The organism is Verrucomicrobiota bacterium, from assembly GCA_016871535.1.
In the GTDB taxonomy this organism is placed as follows: domain Bacteria; phylum Verrucomicrobiota; class Verrucomicrobiia; order Limisphaerales; family SIBE01; genus VHCZ01.
In genome coordinates, this window is the sequence record VHCZ01000165.1 from 1 (window position 1) to 14,021 (window position 14,021).

Annotated in this window: 10 protein-coding genes and 1 pseudogene; 3 read left to right on the forward strand and 8 right to left on the reverse strand. The window is 60.0% G+C overall.

The features are described 5' to 3' along the window. Positions 1-231 precede the first annotated feature (231 nt). The 3 genes and pseudogenes from FJ398_18760 to FJ398_18770 all read right to left on the reverse strand — a co-directional run bounded on the left by FJ398_18760 (position 232) and on the right by FJ398_18770 (position 3,506). On the reverse strand, positions 232-1,245 hold the full coding sequence (locus tag FJ398_18760) for a chitin deacetylase (GenBank protein MBM3839968.1): 1,014 nt from the start codon (positions 1,243-1,245) through the stop codon (positions 232-234). Positions 1,246-1,453: 208 nt separating this feature from the next. Further along, the gene (locus tag FJ398_18765) at positions 1,454-2,719 is read right to left on the reverse strand and encodes a PAS domain S-box protein (protein MBM3839969.1); all 1,266 of its coding nucleotides are present in this window, start codon (positions 2,717-2,719) and stop codon (positions 1,454-1,456) included. Between the two features lie 484 nt (positions 2,720-3,203). Then, positions 3,204-3,506: pseudogene (locus tag FJ398_18770) on the reverse strand (PAS domain S-box protein). Here FJ398_18770 and FJ398_18775 point away from each other — a divergent pair. Then, entirely contained in the window at positions 3,399-3,890 is a 492-nt protein-coding gene (locus tag FJ398_18775; GenBank protein ID MBM3839970.1) for a hypothetical protein, read from the forward strand. The pseudogene FJ398_18770 and the gene FJ398_18775 sit on opposite strands and share 108 nt — an antisense overlap. A gap of 1,003 nt (positions 3,891-4,893) precedes the next feature. Here FJ398_18775 and FJ398_18780 read toward each other — a convergent pair. Continuing rightward, positions 4,894-5,991, reverse strand: coding sequence for a response regulator (locus FJ398_18780; GenBank protein ID MBM3839971.1), 1,098 nt, complete (start codon positions 5,989-5,991; stop codon positions 4,894-4,896). 50 nt (positions 5,992-6,041) lie between these two features. After that, entirely contained in the window at positions 6,042-6,524 is a 483-nt protein-coding gene (locus FJ398_18785) for a hypothetical protein (GenBank protein MBM3839972.1), read from the reverse strand. A gap of 538 nt (positions 6,525-7,062) precedes the next feature. On the opposite strand from FJ398_18785, the gene FJ398_18790 reads away from it, so the two are divergent. After that, on the forward strand, positions 7,063-7,893 hold the full coding sequence (locus tag FJ398_18790; GenBank protein MBM3839973.1) for an LpxI family protein: 831 nt from the start codon (positions 7,063-7,065) through the stop codon (positions 7,891-7,893). Between the two features lie 371 nt (positions 7,894-8,264). Here FJ398_18790 and FJ398_18795 read toward each other — a convergent pair whose 3' ends face one another. Together FJ398_18795 and FJ398_18800 are read right to left on the reverse strand one after the other, a co-directional pair. Continuing rightward, positions 8,265-9,002, reverse strand: coding sequence for an isoprenyl transferase (locus tag FJ398_18795; GenBank protein MBM3839974.1), 738 nt, complete (start codon positions 9,000-9,002; stop codon positions 8,265-8,267). Positions 9,003-9,215: 213 nt separating this feature from the next. Further along, positions 9,216-10,484 (reverse strand): adenylosuccinate synthase, encoded by a 1,269-nt coding sequence (locus tag FJ398_18800; GenBank protein ID MBM3839975.1) that lies wholly within the window; start codon positions 10,482-10,484, stop codon positions 9,216-9,218. Positions 10,485-11,337: 853 nt separating this feature from the next. Here FJ398_18800 and FJ398_18805 point away from each other — a divergent pair. After that, positions 11,338-12,003 (forward strand): transposase, encoded by a 666-nt coding sequence (locus FJ398_18805; protein ID MBM3839976.1) that lies wholly within the window; start codon positions 11,338-11,340, stop codon positions 12,001-12,003. A gap of 118 nt (positions 12,004-12,121) precedes the next feature. Here FJ398_18805 and FJ398_18810 read toward each other — a convergent pair whose 3' ends face one another. Beyond that, positions 12,122-13,603: a hypothetical protein gene (locus tag FJ398_18810; GenBank protein ID MBM3839977.1), complete on the reverse strand. Its 1,482-nt coding sequence runs from the start codon at positions 13,601-13,603 to the stop codon at positions 12,122-12,124. Positions 13,604-14,021 lie beyond the last annotated feature (418 nt).

The window sequence follows — 14,021 nt, forward strand, 5'->3', positions numbered from 1 at the left end:
TTAACTGCCTTAACCGAGAGGATACCTCTGTGGGGCGGCGGTGAACAGCAATTCTCATTTTTGGCGACAGACGGGAGCGCGCAAGCTCGCACGTAGTCCCGGCTTTGCCGGTTTTGTGCGCTGGCCGGCTAAAGCCGGGACTACATGCGGGTCAAAATGAGAATTGCTGGGCGGTGAACTGCCGATTCATGGACCATCGCTTCTCGGTGCCACGGCTCAGCCCCTTGGCGATCACACTCCGCGCTTTTCGCCGACGCGCAACCGCTCAGCTATCGTCTCCAGGCTCACCAGCGCGGCGCGGTCGCCTGCGTTGCGAGCCAGGTCGCAGACCGTTTCGAGGACGCGGAACTCCGGGTCCATCAGGCAGAGCACCGAGGGATGGCAAAGCAGGTCAAACACCGCGCGGTGTTCAATCACCCACTCGACACCCAACCGGATGGCCTGAAGGAAATGCCCCAGTTTCCACCGTGCGTTGCGAAATGCGCCGACGTCGCTGATCGGACTCATGGGGACCTCGATCAGTCCGCTCGGATAGGCCAGCGGCTGCGCCGCGCGCTGAGCTTTGAGGATGCCTTCCAAAACCTCGGGCGTCGGCGCCGTTCCAGGCTGGCCGTAGGGATGCGCCGGGTATTTGGAACTGATCCACTTGAAGCCCAGGTCGAGCAACATCCGCTGAATGTCCACCCGCTCGTGCAGGCCATTGGCAAAACCGCCCGGCGTGCGAAAACCAACCGGCGCGATGCCGAGGCGCTGCTTCAGGGCGTCCGTGCAAAGCTGGATGTTCTCGCGAATGACTTGCGCCGTGGATTTCCCGGCGATGAGCCACGGGGCCCGCTGGAAGCGAAATTGAATCTCTCCCGGTTTCTGCGCGAGCACGTTGACGTGATCGTAGGTGTGGTTGCCAAGGATGTGACCTTCCCGCACCAGTTCCTTCAACCAATCCCTGTCCTCCTGCTCGAACACACGGCCCACGACGAAGAAATGGATGACGCCGCCGCGGGCTTTGACGCGTCGGGCGGCTTCGAGGGCATACTGCTTGGTTTCCTCGTTGAGCAACCCTTTCGCGTAATCCCATTCCCGGTCTTCCCAGCGCGGGAAGTTGCGGGACATTTCCAGATCGAAGGTGACGGCGATCAGGGCCTTTTCTGGAGTTGCCGCGCCGAAGGTTGGCAGAGCAAGTCCGCCGGCGGCTCTCGTGGTGGAGGTGAGAAACCGGCGGCGTGAGAACTTCAACCGCCCGCTCATCGGGCAGGACGGAGGCAAGATTCAGGCGCTTGCTCGTACTGCTTGGTCCGCGGGATGGACGACAAAGCTCGTAGCGCAGAGTTGCACTCTGCCGTATCGCAGAATTGTATTCTGCGGGGCGTCTCCCAGTCCGAGCCCGCTGGGACTTGCCGGCGCCCTGCCGATTGGAAATCGGCGATACAGCAGATTGAAAATCTGCGCTACTTGGTCAACAGCCTGTTTCACGCGGCGTGACGGGCAAGAACACCTGGAAGGTCGAACCTTTCTCCGGCTCGCTCTTCACCTCGATCCAGCCCTGGTGCTGCTTGACGATGCCATAGACCGTGGCCAGCCCCAGGCCCGTTCGGCGCCCCACTTCCTTCGTGGTGAAGAACGGCTCGAAAATCCGCCCCAGCGTATCGGCATCCATGCCGCAGCCGGTGTCGCTGACGGTGAGGCGGACGAATTTCCCCGGATGCGCTTCGGGATGGTGATGGATCTCGTGCGCGTCGATCACGACGGTTTGGGTGCTCACGAACAACCGTCCGCCACTCGGCATCGCGTCGCGGGCGTTGACGATCAGATTCATAATCAGTTGCTCCATCATTCCGAGGTCCGCTGGAATGCTCGGCAAGCCCGGCTCCAGCGCGCATTCCAATGCGATGTCCTCCCGCACGACCGAGGTCAGCATTTTGAGAATCTGGCTGGCGACGTCGTTCAAATTGAGCGGCTGGAGCTGCATCATTTGCCTGCGGCTGAAAGTCAGCAGTTGGCGGGTCAAGTTCGCCGCGCGGTCCGCGGCCTTGGACACTTCTTGAAGTGATTCAAGCATGTCCGCGCCGAGGCCAGGCGATCCCAACACCAGGCTGGCGTGGCCTTGAATGATGGTCATGATGTTGTTGAAATCGTGCGCGATGCCGGCCACCAGTTGGCCGACCGCCTCCATTTTCTGCGCGTGGCGCAACTGGCCTTCCAACTGAAGCCGGTCCGTGATGTCGTAACTGATGCCGATCAAATGCGGCTCGGTCCCCAGGTTGATGATTTCGAAAGAGGCCAGGACTTGCCGCAGTTCGCCGTTCTTCGTCCGCACGCCCACTTCCATGTCTCGGACGGATTTCTCCGTCAAAACGCGGTTCACCATGACGGAGCGATCGGCGGGGTTCGCCCAGACGCTTAATTCCAGCGAAGTTCGGCCAATGACTTCCTCGCGGCGGTAACCCAGCAGGCGCAGGAAACCGTCGTTCACATCCACATAGCGGCCTTCCTTCAGAGTGCAAAGGTTGATCGGGAACGGACTCAAACGAAAGGCTTTCGAAAAACGCTCTTCGGATTCGCCCAGGGCCGCGGCTGCTTGAATCCGGTCCATGGCTCCGGCGCACAAATCCGCCAGCGATTGGAGGATCGCCAGCGCTTCGCGATCGTAGGCGTTCGGTTGGTAGCTCTGGATGGAGAGGACCCCGACCACTTTCAGCCGATGCCGAATCGGCACGAACATGAGCGAACGCCATCGTCCGCGCTTCGGCGCGCCGGCGTTCGCTGATGTCGCGCAGAAACACGGTCAAATCCGAAGCGCCCGTCGAATCCAGACGTGTGACCGCCAGTTCGGCCGGGAACTCCGTCTGATCTAACCGGCGCGCGGCGACCTCCATCCTCACGCCCAAGGGAAGCGCCTCACCGCCCGGAAACACATGGTAAGTTTCCTTGGTTTCAGAACCATGCACGCGGCCCATGAACTGTTGGGAATCCCCCTCACCCGTCCTGCGGACACCCTCTCCCCCACCGGGGGAGAGCGACGGGGTGAGGGGGTTCCGTTCATGGAAAGTTTCCTGGTCCTCGCAGGCCTTCTCACCGTCCATGAACTCATCGCCGATAGGGCGAGTTCGTCCCGGCGAGCCGCTCGCCGGACTTGGAGCACGTTCGGTTCGGCTCGCTGGGGACAGGCTCGCCCTACCTTGAGGTTCAGGGCAAGAGTCCTGAGAAGTGCGTTCCCGCGAAGGTCTGCGAATGCCGCCCAGAGCCAGCAACGCGGTGAGCGGCCTTCCCAGAACCTGGTCTCGAGAATAGCCGAAGGTTTTCTCTGAGGCCGGGTTAAACTCGACGATGCGGCCGTCCGGGTCGATCGTGATAATGCAGTCCAGCGCGGATTCCAGGATCGCTTTTTTCCGCTCCTCGCTTTGCTGGAGAATGCGTTGAGCGCGCTTTCGCTCCGTCACGTCGCGGGCAAACCCCTGGACGCCGACGACTTTTCCGTTTTCGAGAATGGGCCGGGAACTGATTTCCACGGTGACCCTCCTTCCGCGTTTGGTTATGAGATCCAGTTCATAAACAGTGACCGGGTCGCCCCGAATCTTGCGGGCGGTCATCTCGCGAGCCAGCGCCACCTGATCCGGAGCGACCAGTTGCGAGATGTTGATGCGGACGGCTTCCTCGGGCGAGTAACCGGTGATCCGTTCTCCCGCGGGATTGAACGACGTGATGTTGCCCTGGAGGCCGTGCGTGTAAACGATGTCCGTGGCATTGTCCACCAGGTCGCGGTAGCGCCGTTCGAGCGAAGTCTTGTGCTCCAGACGATCGCGGAGCTGCTGCGTCTGGCGGCCCACACGCTTTCTCAGCACGATGGCGCATCCGATTGCGGCGAGACCCAGCGCACCCAGCACGCCGAGTGAGATCAGCAAAGCGGTCCAGCCGTCGTTGGCATAAGTCACGACGCCGTGGAGCCGGACTCGATATCCTCGTCCTCCTGGTTCCCCGCCGATTCCAGCGGCGAACTTCTTGGGTGTCTGGTCACCTTCCCCCTCACCCCAGCCCTCTCCCTTGGCGAGAGAATTCTCCGAAGAAGTTTCGCGCATTGAACCCCTGAACTGATTTCTTAACCGCGGATTTCGCGGATTTCGCGGATGGGAAAGGGTTTTATCCGCGCCATCCGCGTTATCCGCGGTTGAACCAGGTTCGTGGGGAGGGAGCGCTGACCGCTGCATTCCGAGAAGTCGAGCGACGAGGGTTTCTCCCAGCGCGGCATGCCGATTCCCCCCTCCCTGAGGGAGAGGGACAGGGCGAGGGGGAAGGAGATGTTCGAAATCCAGGACGTAACCACTGACACTGGCGATGAACCGTCCTGCTTCGGCGGCCGAAAGTTCGAGGACTTGCATCGCCGTCGTCAACGCTAGTACTGAGACGAAGTATTCTCGATACATGCGTTGCGCCGCTTTTGGCCTGGGGCGAGGCGCGGGCGCGGGAGCATCCCCGAAGCGAGCTGTAGAGCTTGTCCCAAAAAGTAAACTTTGTCCTAAACTTTGTCGCAGCCTTTGTCCAACAGGCCTGTTTTGCTCAAAAATCCAACAAAGTTCGCGACAAAGTTTGCGACAAAGGCACGAAAAGAGTTCTTGCACCACGGATTTCGCGGATTTCGCGGATGGAGAAGCGCTCTTATCCGTGCTATCCGTGTAATCCGTGGTTGAATCAGGTTCGTGGGGAGCCACGGTCAATGAAGCGCGCATTGGAACCATGAACTGGTAGGGACGCGTTCCACCGCGTTCCTGATTAAACCTGGGGGTAAACGACTGCCAGAACGGTGACGGTGGGACGACCGAGGCATCGGGTCGCTCCATCGTCACTCCTCGATTCACTTGACGCCGCAAGGATTGGTCAGGGACCGAGTGGAATCCGTCCCTACCAAGTGCATGGGAAGCTTCCATAGCCTTCGAGCCATGCGCACGGCCCTTGAACCTGGTGTGCGGAGCGCCGGTCTCCGATCCGGCGCGTTTCGGCGACACTCGGTCCTCGCGCCGAATCGGAGTTCGGCGCTCCGGTTCCCGGGAAAGGGGCAACTTCATTCAGCTTCCCCCCAAACGCACCGGCCCATCCAGACAGCAACGGACGGCCCGCGCCAGGGTTGACGGTTGATACGGTTTGGGCAGCAACGCGACGCCTTCGCTCAACACAAAATCCCGGCCCAATCGCGTCCATGCTGTACCCGCTCGTGTAAATCACGGGCAAGTGGTCCTTGTCGCGGCGCAAGCGCTCGGCCAGTTCGCGTCCGTTGATTCCTTCGGGCATGACCATGTCCGTGAGCAGCAGATCGATCTCGCCCGCATGGAGTTCCCAGAGGCTCAAGGCCTCCTGGCCCGTTCGAGCTTCAAATACGCGGTAGCCGCACCGGCGCAGCACCTGCAACGCCAGCCGGCGTAAAGCGGGATCGTCCTCAGCCACCAAAATCGTCTCGTGGCCTCCGGCCACTGTTCTTTGCGCTTCCTTCTCGGCCAAATCTTCGGCGATGGCATCGTCGTGGGCCGGGAAAAACACCTGGAAAGTGGATCCTTTCCGGACGGTGCTGGCCACCTCGATCCAGCCCCGATGCTGTTTGACGAGGCCGTACACCATGGACAATCCCAGACCCGTTCCCTTCCCGACTTCTTTGGTTGTGAAAAACGGCTCGAATATCTTGCTCAGAGTTTTGGCGTCCATGCCACAGCCGGTGTCGGCGACGCTGAGACAAACGAAGCGGCCGGCGCGGGCTTCGGCGTTCCGGAAGGCCGCGCTGGCGTCAAGCGTCACGGCAGAAGCGGCAAGGGTCAACCGGCCTCCTTGGGGCATGGCGTCCCGCGCATTGACCGCCAGGTTGAGGATAATTTGCTCCACCATTCCGACGTCGGCGCAGATGGCGGGAAGCACGGAGGGATAGCGGCTTTCCAGCACGATGTTCTCGCCCAGCAACCGTTGGAGCATTTTGGAAATGCCCGCGATAATCTGGGCCAGGTCGCATTCCAATCGCCCATTGCGTTCCACCAGAGAACGAACGGCTCCCGCGACCTCCACTCTCAGGCTGTCGTAGTTCCCGGTGAGCAGTTCGGGAATTGCTCTCCGGCTGGCCGCAGGGCCGCAGGCATGGGGCCAGGGCCTAAATCTTCCAGGATCCCTTGATCGACGAACGGCCAGTACTTGCCCGGTTCGGCCACGCCCTCCAGCGCCACTCTCCGGCCTGCTTCAGGAAAGATCTGGTTCGGCCGCGGCACGACGCCCACGCCGCCCGTTTGGTCTTGAAGCACCAGGAATGGCGCGAACCCGTTGTCCGGGTCGCTATAGGTCACGATCCCTTCGATCCGGACTGGCAATCGTTGCGCAGCCTGGTCTGGCGTGAGCTGACGGATCTGTTCCGTGCGGGTCAAAGGCGGCGGTTGGATCGTGGCAGATCGGTTCGATGCCTGAAAAGCCAGCGCGGCGATGCAGAACGCCCAGACCGGAATTCTGATTTGGTCTGATGTCACCGTGCTGTTCGCGGCCTTGTCAGTATTGAAATCCATCCGTTCCAGGCAGCGTTCTGACCCACCCCATCGCGATTACCGCACTAGGCCAACCACGCCCAGGTGTATCTCAAGGCGGGACCAAATCATGAGCCCACGGACGACGGACCAATGGCCGCTCTCGAAATTACGATGCGAACGAGTTCAACGCTTCCTCACGTCACTATACCCCCCGCTGGCCACGGTCAAGCGAAGCTTTTTGTACGTTTTTGTACGGATTTCACGGATCGAGAAGCGATCTTATCCGTGTGATCCGTGTAATCTGTGGTACTCCTGCCGAGCCTGTCCGTCTCAGAGTTCGATTAATTTAATTTGACTCGCGAGGATGCCCCACCTCAACTGAGGGAACACAGCTTTTTCCTGGTTTCAACGGGCGAGCTGCATGTAGTCCCGGCTTTAGCCGGTTTTAACCAGCCGACGGGTGAAAACCGGCTAAAGCCGGCTAAAGCCGGGACCACAAGCAGCTCGTGGGGTGAGCCTGCCGCCAAAATCAGAATTGCTGCTCCGCGAGGCTTGGCTATGGTCCACTCAAAAGCTGATGGCTGAACTTCATACCCTGGGTTTGATCGCGGGCAATCGCTCGCTCCCCATGATTTTCGCCCGGCACGCCCGAGAATTGGGCGCCAGGCGGCTCGTGGCCGTCGCTTTCGACGGTGAAACCGATCCGGCGCTGGCGTCGTTGGTGGACGACATCGTCTGGCTCAAAGTCGGGCAACTGGGCAAATTGATCGAAACGTTCAAACGGCAAGGCGTCAGTCGCTGCGTCATGCTCGGGCAAATCGCGCCCAAGAGTCTTTTCGATATTCGGCCTGACTTCCGCGCGATGGCCATGTTGTTCAAACTTAAAGAAAAGAATGCGCATACGATTTTTGGCGCCATTGCGGATGAACTGAAAAAGGAAGGCATCGAACTGATCGAACCGACGCCGTGGCTCGCGCCGGTGATGCCGAAGGCGGGCTTCCGCCTCGGACCTGATCTCGCGCCCGCGCACCGCTCCGACCTGGAGTTCGGTTTTCGCATCGCCAAGGAAATCTCCCGGCTCGAGATCGGCCAGACCGTCGTCGTCAAAAACGGAACGGTCCTGGCAGTCGAAGGCTTTGAAGGAACCGACGCCTGCCTCAAGCGCGGCGGCGAACTGGCCGGTCAGGAGGGTGGTGCCGTGGCGGTTAAGGTGGCGAAGGAAAAGCACGACCTGCGCTTCGACATTCCCTGCGTCGGTCCGCAGACCATCGAAGTCTGCGCCGCGGCGAGAATCTGTGTCCTGGGCGTCGAAGCCGGCAAAACTCTGCTCCTGGAACGGGAGCGACTGGAAGAACAGATCCGGGACCTTCGCATCACACTGACCGCCCTCGCCCGGGTTTCAGCTTAGCCGGAGCGATTTCAGGCGAGATTGGGGAGCGCAGAGTATGTGTTTAGCGTTGGTAGGACGGATTCCACTCCGTCCCTGATTAATCCTGAAGGCGTCCCTTGAACGGAGAGACGGACGATGGAAAAACCAGGAGCCTCCGTTGGCCCATCGTCTCCTCCCGGGCGGCAGTCTGCCTCGATGTCTGATTTGGGACTGAGTGGAATCCGTCCCTACCCACGCTAAACACATACGACGCCGAGCACAGAACGCGGGACGCGCGCTCCCCATCGACGAAACAGAGATAACAGAGATTGAAAACCGATTTAACGATCTAACCCATTTAACCCATTTAACCCATTTAACGCTCTGACGCTTTAACGACTGCGTGTGGGCTACAGGCGCCCGAAGCGGCGGTGGCGCCGCGCGTATTCCTCCAACGCTTCAAAGAATTGCGCCCGCCGAAAATCCGGCCAAAACGTCGGCGTCACGACAAATTCCGCATACGAAGTTTGCCACAATAAGAAATTGCTCAGCCGCATCTCTCCGCTCGTGCGGATGAGGAGATCGGGGTCCGGAAAATGGCGCGTGTAGAGATGCTGCGCGACGGTTTGCTCGTCGATCTCGGCTGGCTCGATCGCTCCCTCCTTGACGCGCGTCGCGATACTGCGCAGAGCTTCGACCATTTCCGTCCGGCTCCCGTAGCTTAAGGCCAGGATGAGGGTGAGGCCGTTGTTGTGCGCGAGCGCGGTTCGGGTTTTCTGCAATTGCTCCTGGACGAATTCCGGCAGCCGGTAAATCTGGCCGATCACTTCCAGCCGCACATTGCTGCGGTTCAGTTCCGCGATTTCGGTTTTCAGAAATCGCGCCAGATACCGCATCAGCGTATCGACCTCGTCCTTGGGCCGGCTCCAGTTCTCCACGGAAAACGCGTACAACGTCAGGTATTTGATTCCCGCTTCGCCGGCGGCGCGGACCACGGCGCGCACCGATTCCACCCCGTTACGGTGGCCTTCCACGCGCGGCAGGTGCCGTTGCTTGGCCCAGCGCCCGTTGCCGTCCATGATAATTGCGACGTGCGCCGGCAGCACCGCTTTGGCCTGTTCGCTCAAATGTGGGGCTGGCGTGGTCATCGTTAAAACGTTACATCGTTAGTTACATCGTTAAATGGGTTAAATGAGTTAAAGGGTGGAAGGGAGGCCTTGATCGCAGGTTGCGAGCAGTTTCAGCAACTGCGGGACAGAGAGTGTTGCAGAGAACTTCGCGGAGCCACACTGCTCCGCCATTGAATTTAACCATTCAACCCATTTAACCCGCTGCACGCTGTAACGACTGGCTCTCAACTCTCACACGAAGATGGTCTGCTCCCGCGACGGGCCGACCGAGGCGATGCCCAGTTTCGCGCCGGTCAATTCCGCAATCGCCTTAAGATAGCTGCGCGCCCTTACGGGAAGGTCGCGCCAGTCGCGCGCGTGCGTGGTCGGCGTTTTCCACCCGGGAAACTCTCGGTAAATCGGGACGCACTTCGAGAACACCTCGATATCGTTCGGAACGTAATCCAGCCGCGCGGAACCGCACCGATAACCTTCGCACACCTGGATCCTTTCCAGGCTGTCCAGTCCATCCACGTTGGTGACGGCCAGTTCGTCGATCCCGTTGACCATCGTGGCGTGCCGCGTGGCCACGGCATCGAACCACCCGCAGCGCCGGGCCCGGCCTGTCGTCGCGCCAAATTCCCGGCCCATGGCGTGCAGAAGGTCCGCGATTTCGGCGTTCTCCGTCGGCAGCGGCCCTTCCCCAACGCGTGTCGTGTAAGCTTTCATCACGCCGACGACCCGGTCCATCCGGTTCGGCGGGACCCCCGAACCGGTGCACGCGCCGCCTGCCGTCGTATTGGACGACGTGACGAACGGGTAGGTGCCGTGATCGATGTCGAGAAAAGTCCCTTGCGCGCCTTCGAAGAGGATATTCGCCTTCCGCCGGGCGGCCTCGTGCAGTCGGACCACCGTGTTCGCGACGAAGGGCCGAAGCCGGTCCCCCACCGCTCGATACGCCGCATGGACTTTCTTGAACGAAAGCGGGACCGCGCCGAACGCCTTGAGGATTTCGTTGTTCTCCTTGATCTTTTGCTTGAGGAGCAATTCAAAGCGCGGCGGGTTGATCAAGTCGATCATCCGCAAACCGGTGCGCGCGGCTTTGTCGCCGTAGGCCGGACCGATGCCGCGTTTGGTGGTGCCGATCTTGTTCTTGCCTTTGAGGATTTCGCGCTGCGCATCGAGTTCGCGGTGGTAAGGAAAAACCACGTGCGCCGTCTCGCTGATCAGGAGGTTGCCATCGACTTTGATCCCCAGCTTCGCCAGCCCGTTGATTTCATCCACCAGACTGACGGGGTCCACGACCACGCCGTTGCCGATCACGCAAAGTTTGCCGGCGCGGAGAATCCCGGAGGGCACCAGGTGCAGGACGTATTTCTTGGTGCCGATGAAAACGGTATGGCCCGCGTTGTTGCCTCCCTGGGTTCGCACCACGACGTCTGCGCCTTCGGTCAGGACATCGATGATTTTGCCTTTGCCTTCGTCGCCCCACTGGGCGCCGACCAGAATCGTATTCGCCATAATGTTGTTGAACAGCGCTTGCTCTCAATAAAAAACCCCGAAACGTAAATTCGGGGCTGAAGCTCGGTATTTACAGCCAGAAGTTAGAGACGGGCATGCTACCTGTCAACGCCGATTCGGTTGGTCGGAAATGGGGCGTACGGCGCACGCGCCCTCGCGCGCTCCGACTGGCGCCGTACGTGTTTAGCGTGGTAGGGACGGATTCCACTTCGTCCCAACTCAAGCCTTGAGACAGATCGCCACCCAGGAAGAGACGATGGACCAACGGAGGCTTCTGGTGTTTCCGTTGACCGCCTCTCCCTTCAAGAGACGCCTCAAGGATTAGTCAGGGACGGAGTGGAATCCGTCCCTACCAGCGCTAAACAGATACCTGGCGCCTCGCCTGGGCACGCGTTTCGATTTGTCCGCATGGGTCGTCATGCCGAATCACGTCCATGTTGTCGTGCGTCCGCACCCCGGATGAACGCTCAATAAGATTCTGCAAAGTTGGAAAGGCTTTACGGCGCGGGAAGCGAATCACCTTTTGAATCGGACGGGCACACGCTTCTGGCAAGTCGAGTCTTACGATCACTTGATCCGCGACGACGAAGATTTGTATCGCTGTTGCCACTACACCACAATGAATCCCGTAACCGCAGGGCTTTGTTCCAGGCCCGAAGATTGGCTCTTGAGCAGTGGGCATCGCGGCCGGTGCACGTAGAGCAGGCTTTCCAGCCTGCTGGTTCGGGCGACTTTCCAGTCGCCCGTCGCTGACTGCGGGCTGGAAAGCCCGCAGGACCCGCAGCCTGAAAAGGCTGCGCTACTCAGCGCCGGAATTTCCTGCTTGCTCGTTTGCGACGGCTCGCGCACAAACATGTGCATGGAGGTTAATGATTCCGAATCTGGGCAAGACAATCTGCGGGCCGGTTTTCACTCGCGCGGGGTATTGCCGCACCTGAAGCGGGAAAGCACTTCCTATTTTGTGACCTTCCGGCTTGCTGGCACACTGCCGAGGGAAGTCCTTCTGAAGTTCAAAGCGGAACGGGAAGCCATTATTCAGAACGCGCGGTCGGCTAAGCGTCCGCTCACGTGGCTTGAACAAGAAGAGTTGTTTCGCTGGTACTCATCGCGAGTGGATAAGTATCTTGATGCAGGCCAGGGCGATTGTTGGTTGATGCGAAGCGAAATCGGCGAACTGATGGCTGGTGCGCTCACGTTTCACCTGGGCACGCGTTTCGATTTGTCGGCCTGGGTCGTGATGCCGAATCACGTCCATGTTGTCGTGCGTCCGCACCCCGGATGGACGCTCAGTAAGATTCTGCAAAGTTGGAAAGGCTTTACGGCGCGGGAAGCGAATCACCTTTTGAATCGGACGGGCACACGCTTCTGGCAAGTCGAGTCTTACGATCACTTGATCCGCGACGACGAAGATCTGTATCGCTGTTGCCACTACACCACAATGAATCCCGTAACCGCAGGGCTTTGTTCCAGGCCCGAAGATTGGCTCTTGAGCAGTGCGCATCGCGGCCGGTGCACGTAGAGCAGGCTTTCCAGCCTGCTGGTTCGGGCGACTTTCCAGTCGCCCGTCGCTGACTGCGGGCTGGAAAGCCCGCAGGACCCGCAGCCTGAAAAGGCTGCGCTACAGTTTCAACCTCCTGTTAAATTGAGACAAACTCCGTAGCCGGCGGCGGCAAGGCGCGTTTGATCTCGGATAATCGATAACCGAAGCCCGGCCCTGAGATCGTGGCCCAATCGATTTGCCCATTGCGGCGCTGGTAAATTCCCGGATGCACCTCGGCCTCCGGCTTCGACGCTTCGGGATAGAACTGCATCGCGTTCGTTTCCACGCCCATGATCGTGCCGGCGTGCGCGGCCAGGAGCACGTGCGGAATCTGCGCCAGCATCGGATTCGTCAGGTCTTGCACCATGAGCGTCATCCCGTGAGCTTTGGCCCAGCACAAACTCAGCAAAGCGCCCGTCTGCGTCTTGCATGTCTTCAGAGCCACGCCGTTCCAGCCGAGCGCGCGCCCCAGCCGGATCAGTTGCCAGTCGTGCGCGCTTTCGTCCATGAACAGCGGCTTGCGCGCGGACACGCTGTGGACGTCGATCTGATTTTCTTCGAGGTCGTACGGAAATGGCTGCTCGACATACAGAATCATGGCGTAAGTGCGCGGATGTTCGACCAGCAAGCGATCGAGCATTTCGTTCACGTAGGCCGGGTCCGTGACGGTGCAATTGAAGTCTGCCGTCAGCCAGACCACCTCGTGTTCCTGGCTGATCTTTCCGACTTCGACGAGCCGCTGATAATCCCACGCCGCGTCGTTGCCCCGGAGTTTCACTTTCAAGCAGGTCAAACCATCGCGCCGGATCCAGTCCGTGAGCAAAACGGGATAGCCATCGTTCGGTTCCGATCCCGTCAACTCGTCCGCCCGCAACAAATCTTTGCCGCCGATCAAATGCCACGCGGGCAACCGCGTGAGCTTCGGTCGCGCGAAATAGTCTTCCGGGTAACGTCCCGCAAAGGAAACGCGGCTCCCCTTTGCCGCCGTCAAGTAGTGAGTGAGGTCGGCGTTCATGAAGCGCGCGTTGTAGGTTTGATACACCGGAACCTGATTCAAAGCGCCGTAAGCATCGTGCAACGCAAGATCGAAGGCCGAGCTGCACACCAGAGCCGCGAGCCACGGCATCGGCTCCAGTGCGGAGTGCGGAGCGCGGAGTGCGGATTTGGAGGTCGGAGTCTCATGGCTTTGGCTGCTCCCGGAGGCGTGACTCTTCCGCTTCGCGTTGAACGTTTTCAACAGCGCGGTGAGTCGCTCCTCCACGAAGTCGTGGCCGATCTCGATTGGATGTCCGGCGAACTCGAATCTCGGCCACTGATCTGCCAGCAGAAGACAGAAGCCTTTCATGGCCTCATGACGAGCCTCGTAGGGCAACGCGCTCGGCCACACCCAGGAAACGCTCAACGGTGTTTCTCCCCACCCTTCCGCGATCTGACCTTTGGAATTGGCCACCCGCAGGCAAACGCGCGCACACGTCACCGACGTCACTGTTTCGAGTCCAAACTTGAGAGGCACACGAAGCGTGAGCGGCAGAAAATAGAGCCGGGCGCCGGTGCAGCGAATATCAGTGGGTTTCGACATGGGGAAGTCTTACCGCCAACAACCTGATTTGAACAGAAGGCAACGAAGAGGACCGAGTCGCAGGCGCCCGTTCTCACTTTGAACCTCTGAACGCCCGCTCGGCTCTTTTGTCCATCTTTTTGGTGGTACAAAACTGTTAGAGCGTGTCCGAAAATTGCGCGGGGTCCTGCGGCGAGGGATTTTGGCTGTGGCCAAGGCGGCGAGGTCCGAGCATCCCCAACGCGGGCTGTAAGGACCGAGCCAACGCAGGCCACGGACAAAAGACCCGCCGCCCGGAGGGTTTTCGCGCCAAAGGCCGCCTGGCTTCGTTGCTCCTCAGTCGAAGATCCAGGGAGGATATTCTCCTTCGTCGCGCCTCGCCATCCGGCCTTTGGCGCGAAAACAAGACCCCGCGGAATTTTCGGACACGCTCTAAGCG